General features: G+C 63.7%; 14 protein-coding genes. 9 read left to right on the top strand and 5 right to left on the bottom strand.

Features of this window, described 5'->3' with window-relative positions; genetic code table 11:
- On the top strand, positions 1-548 hold a 548-nt coding region (locus tag AC1DPF_RS10955), incomplete at its 5' end, for a hypothetical protein (RefSeq protein WP_477961233.1).
- Complete coding sequence (locus AC1DPF_RS10950; protein ID WP_477961231.1) at positions 545-1,015, top strand: hypothetical protein; 471 nt, start codon at positions 545-547, stop codon at positions 1,013-1,015. The genes AC1DPF_RS10955 and AC1DPF_RS10950, both read left to right, overlap by 4 nt.
- Positions 1,016-1,019: 4 nt before the next feature.
- On the opposite strand, the gene AC1DPF_RS10945 is transcribed toward AC1DPF_RS10950, so the two are convergent.
- On the bottom strand, positions 1,020-2,174 hold the full coding sequence (locus AC1DPF_RS10945; RefSeq protein ID WP_477961229.1) for a hypothetical protein: 1,155 nt from the start codon (positions 2,172-2,174) through the stop codon (positions 1,020-1,022).
- A 611-nt stretch (positions 2,175-2,785) separates the two neighbouring features.
- Here AC1DPF_RS10945 and AC1DPF_RS10940 point away from each other — a divergent pair.
- Entirely contained in the window at positions 2,786-3,118 is a 333-nt protein-coding gene (locus AC1DPF_RS10940) for an addiction module antidote protein (protein ID WP_477961227.1), read from the top strand.
- Between the two features lie 50 nt (positions 3,119-3,168).
- Here AC1DPF_RS10940 and AC1DPF_RS10935 read toward each other — a convergent pair whose 3' ends face one another.
- Positions 3,169-3,924, bottom strand: a complete 756-nt coding sequence (locus AC1DPF_RS10935; RefSeq protein WP_477961225.1) for a LytR/AlgR family response regulator transcription factor — start codon at positions 3,922-3,924, stop codon at positions 3,169-3,171.
- The gene (locus AC1DPF_RS10930) at positions 3,914-5,677 is read right to left on the bottom strand and encodes a sensor histidine kinase (protein ID WP_477961222.1); all 1,764 of its coding nucleotides are present in this window, start codon (positions 5,675-5,677) and stop codon (positions 3,914-3,916) included. Before AC1DPF_RS10930 ends, AC1DPF_RS10935 begins: the two co-directional genes overlap by 11 nt.
- A gap of 205 nt (positions 5,678-5,882) precedes the next feature.
- Here AC1DPF_RS10930 and AC1DPF_RS10925 point away from each other — a divergent pair, with 205 nt between their 5' ends.
- The 3 genes from AC1DPF_RS10925 (at position 5,883) to AC1DPF_RS10915 (ending at position 7,962) form a co-directional block, all read left to right on the top strand.
- Entirely contained in the window at positions 5,883-6,149 is a 267-nt protein-coding gene (locus AC1DPF_RS10925) for a hypothetical protein (RefSeq protein ID WP_477867643.1), read from the top strand.
- 252 nt (positions 6,150-6,401) lie between these two features.
- Positions 6,402-6,950 carry a hypothetical protein gene (locus AC1DPF_RS10920; protein WP_477867641.1) on the top strand — a complete coding sequence of 183 codons (549 nt, stop codon included), beginning with the start codon at positions 6,402-6,404 and terminating at the stop codon, positions 6,948-6,950.
- Positions 6,951-7,086: 136 nt separating this feature from the next.
- A complete protein-coding gene (locus AC1DPF_RS10915) occupies positions 7,087-7,962 on the top strand; it encodes a class I mannose-6-phosphate isomerase (protein ID WP_477961221.1) in 876 nt (291 codons plus the stop codon).
- Here the strand turns inward: AC1DPF_RS10915 and AC1DPF_RS10910 are convergent.
- Positions 7,893-8,684, bottom strand: a complete 792-nt coding sequence (locus AC1DPF_RS10910) for an NUDIX hydrolase (RefSeq protein WP_477961219.1) — start codon at positions 8,682-8,684, stop codon at positions 7,893-7,895. The genes AC1DPF_RS10915 and AC1DPF_RS10910 overlap by 70 nt on opposite strands.
- 147 nt (positions 8,685-8,831) lie before the next feature.
- Positions 8,832-9,566: a bifunctional 2-polyprenyl-6-hydroxyphenol methylase/3-demethylubiquinol 3-O-methyltransferase UbiG gene (ubiG, locus tag AC1DPF_RS10905; protein WP_477961217.1), complete on the bottom strand. Its 735-nt coding sequence runs from the start codon at positions 9,564-9,566 to the stop codon at positions 8,832-8,834.
- An 84-nt stretch (positions 9,567-9,650) separates the two neighbouring features.
- Here ubiG and AC1DPF_RS10900 point away from each other — a divergent pair, with 84 nt between their 5' ends.
- From AC1DPF_RS10900 to ptsP, 3 genes are all read left to right on the top strand, one after another.
- Complete coding sequence (locus tag AC1DPF_RS10900; RefSeq protein WP_477867633.1) at positions 9,651-10,907, top strand: aspartate kinase; 1,257 nt, start codon at positions 9,651-9,653, stop codon at positions 10,905-10,907.
- 26 nt (positions 10,908-10,933) lie between these two features.
- Complete coding sequence (locus AC1DPF_RS10895) at positions 10,934-11,920, top strand: NAD(P)H-dependent flavin oxidoreductase (RefSeq protein ID WP_477961241.1); 987 nt, start codon at positions 10,934-10,936, stop codon at positions 11,918-11,920.
- Between the two features lie 77 nt (positions 11,921-11,997).
- Complete coding sequence (ptsP, locus tag AC1DPF_RS10890; RefSeq protein ID WP_477867733.1) at positions 11,998-14,277, top strand: phosphoenolpyruvate--protein phosphotransferase; 2,280 nt, start codon at positions 11,998-12,000, stop codon at positions 14,275-14,277.
- The last annotated feature ends 99 nt before the right edge of the window (positions 14,278-14,376 follow it).

Below are 14,376 nucleotides of genomic sequence, written 5' to 3'. Positions count from 1 at the left end.
GTCTATATTTAGATTGGCATCGCTGCTTTGTTTTYCATAGGTTGGCTCTGGCGGCTATTAAGGAGGGCTTGGGCTCTCTCGTGTGGCTAAGCGATCAACGCATTTCCGCTGCAGCAAGCTCTAGCATCGACATGTCCACAGTCGATCTTGATCGTGGCGAAATGTCGTTTGCCCTATTCGACTACGATTCGGCCATAGATGCTGTTATCGGCAAAAACACAGACGCATTTGAAAAGCTAGATGAGCTTTCCGAACTCGTAGGAAAGGCAGCATTTCCAGAATACCTGCTGCGATACATTCGCCGAACGTCAAAAACGTCGTCATCAATCGGGGTTCATCCGGTTGCGGATATATCGGGATATGCAGACGGTCCGGACATCGATAAATCAGCGATTTCTCGTAAGCGCGGCTTTTTTGGTAAGTCGCAGCGAGTTCGCTTTCCAAATGCGACACACCATATCCTTATACTCTGCAATTCCGAAGGAAAGGCTCGGCTACTCTATAAATTTGAAGGATCGATCCAATTTATAAAGAATAACGCGAAGTGATTGCAGAATACAAACTATATCATGGAGCCGTTCTGGCCGAGATCGTCCACGAACTCTCCTCCCCGGTTTCGATTGACGAACTGGATGAGAGCGGCCGTCTTTCGTCATATGTTCTCAACGGCCAAATCGGGGTTCAAATCAAACATTCCACCCAACGACTTCGCCCTTGGGCGTTCACGTTCACGAAGCCAAACGTCATAGAGCTGCTGGACTTAAGAACACGATGCACCGACGTTTTCGTGGTGTTCGTCGGCAGTATGATGGGCATGGCCTGCCTGACAATCGAGGAGCTGGTTTCGATCCTCGATGCGGGAGATTCCGGTCAGGCATGGATAAGGATCGACAGACCTCGGGGAAAATCGTTCACAGTTTCTGGCGCGAAAGGTGCCCTTTCGCATAAAAAGCCAAACGGCTTGGACGTGCTGCTGGATCGATTGCAACCTGACCGAAAATTGAAAGTCGCGTAGAAATTCAGCAGGCGGCGAACGTCAGAACAGTTTCTGTCCTCATTCGTTTGGCAAGCGATACTCCAGTCGTCGGGAGATAACGGCTTGCAGCAGGCAGATCGCGTTCCGAGCGTGCAATTTCGCACATGCCGAGCATTGTCGCAGCCATTGCGACCCCTTCCGCGTTCTTAATGAATGTCCCTTTCAAGCACGAATTGCCGACAACAAATGTCGCTCGGCTACCACTTTTTAGGACTCTCACGATTTCGGAAACCATGTGCCAGAGGTCGTTGGCATAGCGCTCGATCATGTTCCGGTGACGGCTATGAAGCCCAGGGTCCGATACAATAGCATTGACAATCGCAGCGGTTATCTCCGTTGCCGCCCCTGCATCAATACTGCGCTCAGCTCCAATACTGGTTGAGCGAATTGAACGAAGTTGTGAAATGGTCCAACCCAGCCATACAAGGGCCATCCTGTGGCCGCGCAGATAATCAATTGCGTTAAGATATGGTGGCGACGTAACGACGGCATCAATCGATTTGTCGGCTACGTATATGAGTTTTCTCGCATCGCCCAAACCGATCGACGCTCCCCCCTGCGGCGGGGCTTCCATGAGGCGGCGTCGCAAAGTGATAAGCGACCGATCATACCCGGTAAAAACATCGTACTTCGATGCCCTCGGAACTCGGTGCGGACGACTATGCGATGTATCACGGGCAAGAGAGGCGGCCTGCTCCTTAGTCACGATAATTCGGCTGAGATTAAGTCGCAAAATATCGACCGCCGCGCTTTCCTGCTCAGAAATTCCTTCTGCTGCCATTGAGGCCAGCGCGGATGCCAGCCGCATCAAGTCAGATAGCTGAGGTTCCTCGAACCAGTACTCGACAAATTTTCTGGTCTCGTCATCTCGGTTGATCCAGTCCAGTTCGGACCAATCAGCCTCGAAGGAGGCGCGCGCCATCAGGTCGCCGTAGGCGGCCTTAATCTTGTGGTCGGAAACGGGTGTAGTCCACACCCTCGACATCAACACTGCCAGGGGATCAAGGTCGAACCCTTGGGCATTGAGCCCCAGATCGATCGCCTGCCGAACCACAGTGCCCGATCCGCTCATGGGGTCGAGCACAATGCTACCTTCCTTCAGTGAGGAAAGACTATCAAGGGCAAGTCCAGGTGCCATTCTCGCTGGGAATGGATGTATCGTCTTGCTCAATCAGCCCCCTACCGCCTCACGGCCCATGCTCCCTTTTGCGCGATGTATCTCAGGTCGACCGAATTTCCCACCGCCAGTTTCATCCGATTTGCCATCACGGCGTCCACGTCGCTCGCGAAGACGGCATCGACCGCAGAGCATCAGGCTCTTTTGAGCATCACACTCGATGGCATGAGCATCGGGGGCTCAGCGATAAGTGCCTGATAGCGCGTACAGTCACACCTTGTTTTACGGGATGATACATGCCGAGAGCCTGCCAACCAGGAGTTGGCCCAATTTTGCTGTCGAGTGCAAGGTGCACCCGAGCTGCCGCAGGTATACAAAGCTCGTCAAGGCAATCCGGCAGCGCAATTTTTACAGGGCACACGGCTAACTCATCTATTCTATGTTCTTGATATGTTCTTGCTTGTTCGGCCCCTTTTTGCTACCGCTCGCCCTGGAAAAACCGGGCGTGCGCGCCCGCAGCGGAAGGTGGGCAAGAAACAAAAAATGAAAAAACGAGCGAACAACCCCATGCACCCGGGAAGATGTCACTTTCATGTTGACGATCTGCCCTCCGGCGCGGTCGCCTGACGGGGATGGGGCTCGACAGCTTTCCCGTCGACCTTGCCGCCTTGTTCGAGAGCGAGGCGGTGCAGCGGGAGGTGCTGAACGATGCGCTCGCGAGCGGCCATGCCGGCACGATCGCCGGCGCGCTCGGGCTGGTCGCGCGGGCGCGGGGCATGTCCGGGCTGGCGGCCGCGACGGGCATGAAGCGCCAGCAGCTCTATCGCGCGCTTGGGCCGGACGGCAATCCGACGCTCGATACGCTGGCCCGGGTGATGACGGCGCTCGGCTACCGGCTGTCGGTCGAGCCTGCGCGGGGCCCTTCGATGCGCCGCTTCGGCAAGCTCAGTGGCACCTCAGGGTGAGCGGGTGTCTGGAAAGCGAACGGAGCGGGGCGATCGATATGAAACGGGCTTCACCGCCCCATCAGCGTCCGTGCCGCCGGCAGGTAGGTCCGGCCGATCCGGATGCGCTCCTCGTCGGTCATCACCGCGTGCCACACGCCCATGCCGTCATGGCTGAGCTTGGCGATCCGGTCGCGCCGCACGATCGTCGAGCGGTGGAGGCGGATGAACTGGGCGGGGTCGAGCCGCCGCTCCAGCTCGCTGATGGTCTGGTGCAGCAGGAAGCTGCGCGTGCCGACATGGAGCCGCATATAGTCGCGCTCGGCCTCGATCCGGTCGATGTCCTGCGCGGCGATGCGGATCATCTCCGAGCGGTGCGGCACCCAGAATTCCTGGGCATGCTCGGACGTCTCGGCCTCCTCCGCCGGCGCCCGCCGCCGCTCGACCACGCGCCCCACCGCGCGGCCGAGCCGGTCCTGCGCGACCGGCTTCAGCAGATAGTCGGTCGCCGCCAGGTCGAAGGCGGCCACCGCATATTGGTCGAAGGCGGTGCAGAAGACGATGGCGGGCTTCTTGGCTAGCTGGTCGATCGCCCTGGCGACGCCGATGCCGTCCAGCCCCGGCATGGCGATGTCGAGCAGCAGCATCTCGGGCTCGAGCGCCTCGAGCAGCCGCAGCGCCGCTTCGCCGTCCGAGGCGGTGCCGACCAGGTCGATCATCGGCTCGCGCGCGCACAGGATCTGGAGCCGCTCGATCGCGAGCGGCTCATCGTCGACGACCAGCGTTCTTATCGGCGAGTCAGTTCTTATCGGCGAGTCAGATACCATGCCTGATCAATGGCATGAAAAGCGTCACGCCAAAACCACCATTGGCCAGCGGACCATAGCGGCAGGCGGCCTCGTCGCCGAAGCGCGCCTTGAGCCGGTCGGTCACGTTCTTCAGGCCGACGCCGGCGCCGCGCAGCTTCGCATCCTCGCCCAGCGGCTCGCCGTCATCCTCGACGGTGAGCACCAGCCCAAGCGAATCCTCGCGCGCGCCGATCCGGATCGTCACAGGGCGCTTGGCCCGCGACACGCCATATTTGATCGCATTCTCGACCAGCGGCTGCAGGATCAGGCAGGGCACGCAGGCATTGGCCAGCGCCGGCGGCACGCTGATGTCGACGATCAGCCGCTCCGGAAAGCGCACCGCCTCGATGTCGAGATAGAGCCGCTGCAGCCGGATTTCCTCGGACAGGACGACATCCTCGGTCGGGTCGGCGGTGAGGCTGGTCCGGAAGAAGGTCGACAGGTTGAGGATCATCGACTCCGCGTCGTCGCGCCGGTCCTTGAGGATCAGCGTCGACAGCGAGTTGAGCGTGTTGAACAGGAAGTGCGGGTTGACCTGGTAGCGCAGCGCGCGCAGCTCGGCGTCGCGGGCCGCGGCGCGGTAGCCCGCCGCCTCGCGCTCGGCGGCGCGGACCGCCGCGGCATAGGACAGCGCCAGGAACAGCGCGCCCCACGCCGCGAAGAAGAAATAGCCGTTGAGCGCCTGGTCGCCGATCTGCCCCATGACGGACAGGTCCTTGTGCTTGTCCGGCGGCTCGCCGACCTGGATCATCACCGTGCCGGGCGTCGGTTCGCTGATCACCGGGGTCGGGACCACGATCGGCTTCGGCGGGGCCGGGGCGGGCGCGGCCTTCGGAGCGGACACGGCTTTCGGCGCGGGCTCCGCCGGCGCTGCGGGAGCCGGGGATGCGGGCTTGAAGGGCCAGCCGGGCGTGCCGGCGCCGGGCGGGGCCGGCGGGGCGGGGGGCGTGGGCGGCGGGGGAATGCTCGCCACGATGCTGCCTATGTCGATGTTGACGCCGTGCCGCTTGGCTTCCTCGGCCGCGGCGCGCGCTTCCGCTATGCTTTCCCTGTAGCTGTCATAGGCTTCGCGATAGGCTTCGCGCCGCTCCTGATAGGCCTCCTGCTGCGCCTGATAGGCTTCGCGGGCAGCTTCGCGCTTCGCCTCCTCGGCCTCGCGCAGCGCGGCGGCCCTGTCCTCGCTCCAGCCAGGCTGCGCGGCGACCTTCTCGCGCTGCATCTCGACCTTTTTCCGCGCGATCTCCTGCTTCGCCGCGGCGGCCTCGCGCTGCGCCTCGGCCTTGGCCTCGGCGGCGTCCTGCGCCTGTTCGGAGGCCTCGCGGATGGCGTCGCGGGCGGCGGCGATCGCGATCTGCGCCTGCCGGCGCGCCTCCGCGACGCTGCGGTCGGTGATCGTCGTCTTGAACATCGCGGCGTCGCGCGCCTTCTCGGCCTCGATCTGCTTGTCGACCTGCCGGAACGCCATCCAGTTCATCGAGCTGTAGGCCACCGCCGCCGGGATCGCGAGCAGCGCGACCGCGGTGACATTGGCGACGAGCGACTTGCCGGCCAGCGGCCGCATGGCGAGATAGACGATATAGGTCGCGACCATCGAGCCGGCGGTCACGAAGGCGCGCGCCGCGAGCATCTCGGTCTGGTGACCCCAGTCGATCATCAGCGACCGGACCGTGGCGACCGCGAAATAGACCAGCCAGAAGCACAGGATCGACAGCAGCGCCACGCGCGGGCTCACGGTCGAACCGCGCGGACCTTCAGAGTTCAAAGTCATGCATCCTATATATATTCACGCATGTAAGTATGCTGCTGCCGCCCGGTGGCGTTGGTCGAACCGGCCATGGCGTTCATCGAAAGTTCAGCTTTCTAGCACCGATTCCAGCCCGGAACAGCGCTCATCGCGGGACGTTGGTGAAGTCCGATACCTGCGAAGGAGCCAGGGCATGACCACCGACATATCGACCGACACCGACATATCCGGCAAGGACAGGACGACGCCGCATATCCGCACCGCCCATGACGCGTCGGAAGATCCCAAGCTGGCGCGCAATCCAGGCGACGAGGATGCCAAGCTCGATGTCGCGCTGGACGAGAGCTTTCCCACCTCCGATCCGCCGTCCAACACCCAGCCGGGCAAGGGCAAGGATCCGGCGCCATCCTCCGGCTATGACGTCGAGGCCGAGAAGGCCCGCATGAAGGGAGGCGAATGAGGGGCGCGAATGAGGAGAGGCGAATGCCTCGAGCGCTCTGCTGCACGCCGCGCCGCTGCGGCGGGGCGCAATGGGAGTAGGCATTTATCCACAGAATAATCGGCTGCTCGGAACCCTTACGCCTTATTCTTTGTTGCATTGCAGCAAGAAAAATGTTCCGATCCTGAACAGAGGCCTTCAAAGGGCTTAAGCGTCCATAAACCATATGGGTGCATGATCCCTGACTAGGCTTCCATTTGAAGGGGGTTTGGTATGGGCACGCATATGAAACCTGCAGACGGCGCAATGACGCTGGCGGAAATGAAAGAGTTCGCCAGCTTCCCGGCCGCCACGCAGCGATACATCCGCCGGTCACTCGACATAGGGCTCGGCCGCGACGATGCACTCACGCGCTGGTCGCGCGATGTCATCGAGTCGGCCAGCATCATGGCGCAGGCGCGGATCTATCATCGCCTCGATCATATCCGCGATCTCGTCCCCGACGACAGCGGCCTCGACGCCGTCGAGCCGTTCCTCGCGCCGCTGGTGACGATTTCGGCTTTCGATCTCGGCCAGGATCGCCTCATCAGCTTCGGCGCCTATCGCTTCCTCTACGAGCGGCTGATCGGCGCGAATGTGCGGCCGTGGCTTCCCGGCGCCTTCTGCGCGGCCGCGGCGCTGCCCCATCTCCATCCCGAGAAGCGGCGCGTCCTGCTGCAGTCGATCAGCGAGGCCGCGGCGACCGCGCCGGGCTGGTCGAACCGCGAGCCGGTCTTCTATCCGGAGTGGGTCGACAAGGTCGAAGTCCGCCTTCCCAACTGAGGCGGCCTGCTCGAAATGACCGTCGCCGCGCGCGACGCGGCGGGTCATCGCGGGCGAAATCCCGGGCTTTTCGGTTGGACATGCGGAACAAATCCTCGCATCCCAAATTGTGCCGACGGCTGCGGGGAGAATGATATTGCCGGCCATTAAGCTCACCAACCACCGTGTCGAAAAGCCCTGGGGTCGCCACGATCTCGCCCCGCTGTTCGAGGACCAGCCCGCCGACCGGCCGGCGATCGGCGAAATCTGGTACGACGATCCGGCCGGCACGCCGCGCGAACTGCTCGTCAAATATCTGTTCACCAGCGAACGCCTCTCGGTCCAGGTCCATCCCGATGATGCCGCCGCCCAGGCCTGCGGCTTCCCGCGCGGCAAGGACGAGGCGTGGATCATCCTGTCGGCCGAACCCGATTCGACGATCGCGCTGGGCCTGACCGGGAAGATGGACGGGGATAGCGTGCGGGCGGCGGCGCTCGACGGCTCGATCGAGCAGATGCTTCACTGGAAGCCGGTCACGGCCGGCGAGGTCATCTATTCGCCCGCGGGCACCATCCACGCGATCGGCAAGGGCCTCAGGGTCGTCGAGATCCAGCAGAATCTCGACCTCACTTACCGTTTCTACGATTATGGCTCGGACCGGGAACTGCATCTCGACGAGGCGATGTCGGTGTCAGACTTCGGTCCTTTCGCGGGCAATCCGGCGCCGCGGGAGATCAGCCCTGGCCGCATCATCCTGGCCGAGCGGCAGAAATTCGTCCTCGAGCGCTGGACGATGGGCGGAAACTTTCTGATCGCCGCGGGTGCCGCTACCGTCTGGGTGCTCCCGGTCGAGGGGCAGGTCGTTCTGGACGGCAAGCCCGCTGCGCTTGGCGACGCCATCATCGTCGAGGGGGCTGCCGCTATCGCTATCGACATCGCCCCGGGCAGCACCGTGTACGTGGCCTATCCTGGGCTGTCCGTCATCGCTGGCCTGCTCGGGCCGGATCCGCGATCCGCCCTGCTGAGCGACTGAGTCGTCACCGGATATCCCAGCCCTTCGGGGATGCACAGCCAGTCGATCTCGTCCCGCCGTTCGATCCAGGGCGTGATCACCTCGACGCTATGCCGGCGGGTGAGTTCGACGGCGTTGTCGAAGTCCTCGGCGAGCGCGATTCGCTCCAGGTTGCACATCGTCGGGAAGATCAGGCTTCCCGAAGCGAGATGCGCTTCGGCGGTGCCCCAGACGCAGTGGCTGCTTTCCACGCCATCCGCCATCGCCTCGCCGATCGCGGGTGCGCGCGCGATGTAGAAGCGGGTGTCGAACCGCCGCGACATCGCATGGTCCGGACGCCACCGCGCGAAGGGATGGATGGCACGGGGGTCGATGCGCAGCGATCGTTGCGCGAGACTCCCGCTCAACGGCTGCCCTGCATGGAGCTCGGCACGGATCGCACCGAGCGTTTCGACATCGCGCAGGTCGTCGATGCCCGGCGCAAGGCCGATCTCCTCGATCGTCTCGCGGACCGCCGCGATCCGATGGGCGAGGTCGTCGGGATCGATCGCCTCGCCACCGACGAGCAGATCCGCGCGCGTCGCAAGCAGATAGTCGTCCGAGTCCACCCGCCCGCCCGGAAAGACCATTCGGCTGGCTGCGAAGGCCAGGTGCGCGCCTCGTCCTACCATCGGTATTTCGGGCGCACCGCCGGGCACGTCGCGCAGCAGGATCAGGGTGGCGGCTGGGATGGCGTTGGTCATGGCGCTTTCGTCAGTTTCGGCCGGGGAGGATCGTGAGTGGCCAGCGGATCGTCCGGAAGGAAGCCGGTTCGCCCCAGGTCTCGGCCAGTCGCGGCCGGTGGGCGGCATAGGCGGCGGCATGCGACGAAAAATGGTCGGCGAACGCGATCACCGGACCGCGGTCAGGAAGTAATCGAGAGTCAGGTTATCGCTGAGGTGAAAACCCTTCGCAGGCGAAAAGCTCAGGCCCATGCGTTCGACGACATGCAGCCCGGCCTCCTCGAGATGGCTCGTCAGCTCGTCGGGGGTTAGGAACTTGTTCCAGTCATGGGTGCCCTTGGGGACGAGGCCCAGGCCTTCCCCGGCCTGGATCATCGCCATCCTCGAGAGCGGGGTTCGGTTCGGCGTCGACAGGATCATGATCCCGCCCGGCGCGAGCAGCGCGGCCAGTCCTTTGACGAAGGCCGCGGGATCGGCGACATGCTCGATCACCTCCATCGAGGTGACCAGATCGAACGTCTCGCCGACCAGCCCTTCGACGCCGCCGATGCGATAGTCGATCGCGAGACCCTGCCGCTCCGCATGAGCCCTGGCCACCATGACATTCTCGGGGGCTGCATCGATCGCCGTAACCCTGGCGCCTAGCCGCGCCAGCGGCTCGGCGAGCAACCCCGCGCCGCATCCGACATCGACCGCGCTGCGGCCGGCAAGCGGCTTCAAGGCTGCGGGGTCGCTTCCCCAATGCGCATCGATCGTTGCCCTGATGTGGCGGAGCCGTGGTGGGTTGAGCTTGTGCAGCATCGCCGAGGATCCCTTCGGATCCCACCAGTCGACCGCCAATTTGCCGAAATGGGCGGCTTCATCCGCGACGATCGAGCCGTTCTGTTGTGCGCTTGCGTTCATTGCGGCCCCTCTCTATCAGGACCGCGCCCTCGAACCCAAGGGCTTTTCCGGCCTTTCGGGCCCTGCTGAGGACAGACTTTCCACATGGCGCGCATCGTTATGAAATTCGGCGGAACCTCGATGGCGGGGATCGAGCGAATTCGCAACGTGGCGAGCCGCGTCAAGCATGAGGTCGATCTCGGCAACGAAGTGGCCGTCGTTGTTTCCGCGATGTCGGGCGAAACCGATCGGCTGGTGAATTTCTGCCGCGAGGCGTCCCCGCTATACGATCCGCGCGAATATGACGTGGTGGTGTCGTCCGGCGAGCAGGTGACCAGCGGACTGTTGGCGATCGTGCTCCAGTCGCTGGGCGTCAATGCCCGCAGCTGGCTGGGCTGGCAGCTGCCGATCCGCACCAGCGACGCCCACGCCTCCGCCCGAATCGAGGTGATCAATTCGGAGGCGATCGGCCTGGCGATGGCGGCGGGCGAGGTGGCGGTGATCCCCGGCTTCCAGGGCCTCACCGAGGACGAACGGATCACCACGCTGGGCCGCGGCGGGTCGGACACCTCCGCGGTGGCGGTCGCTGCGGCGATGAAGGCGGATCGCTGCGACATCTATACCGATGTCGATGGCGTCTACACGACCGACCCGCGCATCGTGCCCAAGGCGCGCAAGCTCGCCAAGGTCACCTATGAGGAAATGCTCGAGCTCGCCTCGGTCGGCGCCAAGGTGTTGCAGACCCGCTCGGTAGGCCTGGCGATGAAGGAGAAGGTGCGCGTCCAGGTGCTCTCTTCGTTCGACCAGCCGACAGATAATCCCACCCCCGGCACGATGATCGTCGGCGAGGAAGAACTTGAAGGAAGCGCCATGGAACGTCAGCTCATCACCGGCATCGCCTATGACAAGAACGAAACCAAGGTCACGCTGATCGCGGTGCCGGATCGCCCGGGTGCAGTCGCCTCGATCTTCGCGCCGCTCGCCGACGCCAGCATCAATGTCGACATGATCGTCCAGAATGTCGCGCATGACAGCGGCTCCACCGACGTCACCTTCACTGTGCCATCCGCCGAACTCGCCCGTTCCCTCGACGTTCTCGAGCGCGAGCGCGGCGCGATCGGCTATGAGCGGTTGATCCACGACGCCAGCGTCGCCAAGATTTCGGTGGTCGGCGTCGGCATGCGCAGCCATGCGGGCGTCGCATCGAAGATGTTCAGTGCCCTCGCCGCGCGCGGAATAAACGTGCTCGCGATCACCACCTCGGAGATCAAGGTCTCGGTGCTGATCCATGAGGACTACACCGAGCTCGCGGTTCGCGTCCTTCACACCGCCTATGGCCTCGATGCGGAGGATGCCGCTTGACCGGTCACGGGCGCCTTTCCTCGTTGATGGCGCGCGGTGCGGCCTTTTTCGGCTGTGAGCATGCGATCCTCGCCGGGGCGATGAGTTGGGTGTCCGAGCGCAACCTCGTTGCCGCCATGTCCAATGCGGGCTGCTTCGGCGTCATTGCCTGCGGGGCGATGACTCCGGCGTTGCTCGATGCCGAGATCGCCGGGACCAAGACGCTGACCGCCAAGCCGTTCGGCGTAAACCTCATCACCATGCATCCCGATCTTGATGCGCTGATCGATGTCTGCGCGCGGCATCAGGTTAGCCATGTCGTGCTCGCCGGCGGCCTGCCGCCGGGCGGGGCGATCGAGAAGATCAAAGCGTCGGGCGCCAAAGTGATCTGCTTCGCCCCAGCGCTCGCGCTGGCGAAGAAACTGATCCGTTCTGGTGTGGACGCGCTGGTCGTCGAGGGGATGGAAGCCGGCGGCCATATCGGCCCGGTCTCTACCTCGGTACTCGCGCAGGAAATCCTGCCGACCATCGCCGATCAGCTGCCGGTCTTCGTTGCAGGCGGCATCGGCCGCGGCGAGGCGATTGCGGGCTATCTCGAAATGGGCGCTGCGGGCGTCCAGCTTGGCACTCGTTTCGTCTGTGCCCATGAGTCGATCGCGCATCCCAATTTCAAGAAGGCCTTCATCCGCGCTTCAGCGCGGGACGCCGTCGCCAGCGTCCAGATCGATCCGCGGTTGCCGGTGATCCCCGTTCGCGCGCTCAAGAACGCGTCGAGCGAGCTGTTCACCGCCAAGCAGCGCGAGGTTGCGCAGCTGCTCGACGAGGGCAAAGTCGAGATGATGGAGGCCCAGCTTCAGATCGAGCATTATTGGGCTGGCGCCTTGCGCCGCGCGGTTATCGAAGGCGATGTGGAACATGGTTCGCTGATGGCGGGCCAGTCGGTCGGCATGGTGACGAAGGAGGAACCGCTTTCGGAAATCGTGGCGACGCTGCTCGAAGAGGCGGCGACGGCGCTGGAGCGGCGCGCCGCCTGATGGATCTCGGGGGTGCGTCGGCACCCCGGCAGATTCCATCATTGGAAACCGCACTCGCTTTCTGATAGCGGGCCATGATGGCACCGCTGACCGCAACCTCCGCTGCGCGCGAAATTCTGACCCGCCTGCACGATGTTATGGCGTCGCGCTCGGCTGCCCAGGCGAAGCTCAACCGGGTGGTGCAGATCATTGGCGAGGCGCTGGGCACCGAAGTCTGCTCGATCTACCTGTTGCGCGACGGCGTCCTCGAGCTGTTCGCAACCCGCGGCCTGAAGCAGGAAGCTGTCCACGTCACCAAGATGGCGCTTGGCGAGGGACTGGTCGGCACGATTGCGGAGGATGTTGAGACGCTCAATCTCGACGAAGCCACCAGCCATCCTGATTTCGCCTACAAGCCGGAAACGGGCGAGGAGCTGTTCCACAGCTTTGCAGGCGTGCCGATCGTACGACGTGAACAGGCCGTGGGCGTCCTCGCCGTGCAGCATCGCGAACAGCGCAAGTTCGACGAAGTGGAGATCGAGGCGCTGCAGACCGTCGCCATGGTGCTGGCCGAACTGATCGCCGGCGCCGGGCTGATCGATGACAGCAGCACCGGAGCGATCGGCACCCGCGACACCGGCCCGGTTCGGCTGGCGGGACTCAAGCTTGTCGAGGGCATGGCTCGGGGCAGGGCGGTCTATCACCAGCCGCGGGTCGAGATCGAGCATACCGTCGCCGAGGACATCGAAGTCGAGCGGCACCGCGTCAAATCGGCCTTCGCGAAAATGCGCGACCAGATCGAGCGGATGACGAGGGAGGCCGACTTCGGCGTCGCCGGCGAGCATCAGGACATCCTCGCGATGTACAAGATGTTCGCCTATGACGAGGGTTGGATACGCCGCATCAATGAGGCCATCGAAAGCGGCCTGACCGCCGAAGCGGCGATCGAGCGCGTCCAGCAGCGAACCCGCATGCGGATGCGGGAGATTGGCGATCCGCTGCTCGCCGATCGCATGCACGACCTCGAGGACCTGTCGAACCGGTTGCTGCGAATCGTGTCCGGGCAGCTCGGGACCGCGGCGCAACTAGGGCTTCGGCAGGATTCCATCCTTGTTGCGCGCAATCTCGGCCCTGCCGAACTGCTCGAATATGATCGTCGGCGCCTGAAGGGGGTCGTGCTCGAAGAGGGTTCCCTCACCGCGCATGTCACGATCGTCGCCCGCGCCATGGGCGTACCGGTGCTTGGCCGCGTCAAGGATATCCGCCGCCTTGTCGCCGAGGGCGATCCGATGCTGCTGGACGGAACCATGGGATCGGTCGTGGTGCGCCCCAACCCGACGATGGACGAGGCGTTCGAGGCGAGAATGATGGTGGGGCAGAAACGCCGCGCGGAATTCGCCGCGATGCGCGACCTGCCTGCCCAGACGAAGGACGGGCTGCGCCTGGAATTGATGGTCAATGCTGGCCTGCGCGACGACATGGCGGCTCTGGACGTCACCGGCGCCGATGGCGTCGGCCTCTTCCGTACTGAGTTCCAGTTCCTCGTTTCGGCAACGCTGCCGCAGCGCGAGCGCCAGCAGCGGCTGTACAAGGAAGTGCTCGACGCCGCCGGCGACCGGCCGGTGGTGTTCCGCACCGTCGACATCGGCGGCGACAAGGCGCTTCCCTATATGAACACCGATGGCGACGCGTCCGAGGAGAACCCGGCGCTCGGCTGGCGCGCGATCCGCCTCGCGCTGGAACGCGACGCATTGATGAAGGTGCAGGCGCGCGCGCTGCTGGAGGCGGCAGCGGGACGCACGCTCAACGTCATGTTCCCCATGGTGTCGGAGCCGTGGGAGTATGACGAGGCGGTTGCCCTGTTCGAAGCCCAGCGCAAATGGATCCACGATCGCAATCGTGCGGTGCCCAACATCATCCGCTACGGAACGATGCTGGAAGTGCCGGCGCTTGCCGAGAGTCTCGACATGATCCTGCCGCGACTCGATTTCCTGTCGATCGGCACCAACGACCTGACCCAGTTCCTGTTCGCCGCGGATCGCTCGAACCCGAAGCTGGCAGAGCGCTATGACTGGCTGAGCCCTGCGATTCTGCGCTTCATCGCCCGCGTGGCGAAGCAGACCCGCGCCGCTGGCGTTCCGATCGGCGTCTGCGGGGAAATGGGTGGTCGTCCGCTGGAAGCGATGGCCCTGATCGGTATCGGCATCGATCGGCTTTCGATCACGCCGGCGGCGATTGGACCGGTCAAGGCGATGATCCGCTCGCTGGACGCCGCGGCACTGCGAGCGGAGATGGATGGCTTCCTCGCGCGTCCTTCGCGCAGCCTTCGTGATGACCTGACCGGCTGGGCCGAACGCAATGGGGTTGCGATCACCTGATTTGCGCGGCAAACCGTGCGTCGCCAGGGGGATGGTGACGCCGATGGCGCGTTTGCGGGCCGATGTTTGGTCGCTTGCGTGATCGTGCCGAAGCGTGAA

It is taken from the genome of Rhizorhabdus sp. P4_G6, assembly GCF_056401045.1.
The sequence above is the reverse complement of the archived record's forward strand: the minus strand, read 5'-3'. Positions and strand labels throughout refer to the sequence as shown.

What these genes read in the sequence shown, in the direction of transcription:
- AC1DPF_RS10910 (WP_477961219.1), bottom strand. Translation starts at nt 8,684, where the DNA reads ATGACCAACGCCATCCCAGCCGCCACCCTGATCCTGCTGCGCGACGTG.
- ubiG (WP_477961217.1), bottom strand. Translation starts at nt 9,566, where the DNA reads ATGAACGCAAGCGCACAACAGAACGGCTCGATCGTCGCGGATGAAGCC.
- AC1DPF_RS10900 (WP_477867633.1), top strand. Translation starts at nt 9,651, where the DNA reads ATGGCGCGCATCGTTATGAAATTCGGCGGAACCTCGATGGCGGGGATC.
- ptsP (WP_477867733.1), top strand. Translation starts at nt 11,998, where the DNA reads ATGGCACCGCTGACCGCAACCTCCGCTGCGCGCGAAATTCTGACCCGC.
- AC1DPF_RS10920 (WP_477867641.1), top strand. Translation starts at nt 6,402, where the DNA reads ATGGGCACGCATATGAAACCTGCAGACGGCGCAATGACGCTGGCGGAA.
- AC1DPF_RS10945 (WP_477961229.1), bottom strand. Translation starts at nt 2,174, where the DNA reads ATGGCACCTGGACTTGCCCTTGATAGTCTTTCCTCACTGAAGGAAGGT.
- AC1DPF_RS10925 (WP_477867643.1), top strand. Translation starts at nt 5,883, where the DNA reads ATGACCACCGACATATCGACCGACACCGACATATCCGGCAAGGACAGG.
- AC1DPF_RS10940 (WP_477961227.1), top strand. Translation starts at nt 2,786, where the DNA reads ATGGGGCTCGACAGCTTTCCCGTCGACCTTGCCGCCTTGTTCGAGAGC.
- AC1DPF_RS10935 (WP_477961225.1), bottom strand. Translation starts at nt 3,924, where the DNA reads ATGGTATCTGACTCGCCGATAAGAACTGACTCGCCGATAAGAACGCTG.
- AC1DPF_RS10895 (WP_477961241.1), top strand. Translation starts at nt 10,934, where the DNA reads ATGGCGCGCGGTGCGGCCTTTTTCGGCTGTGAGCATGCGATCCTCGCC.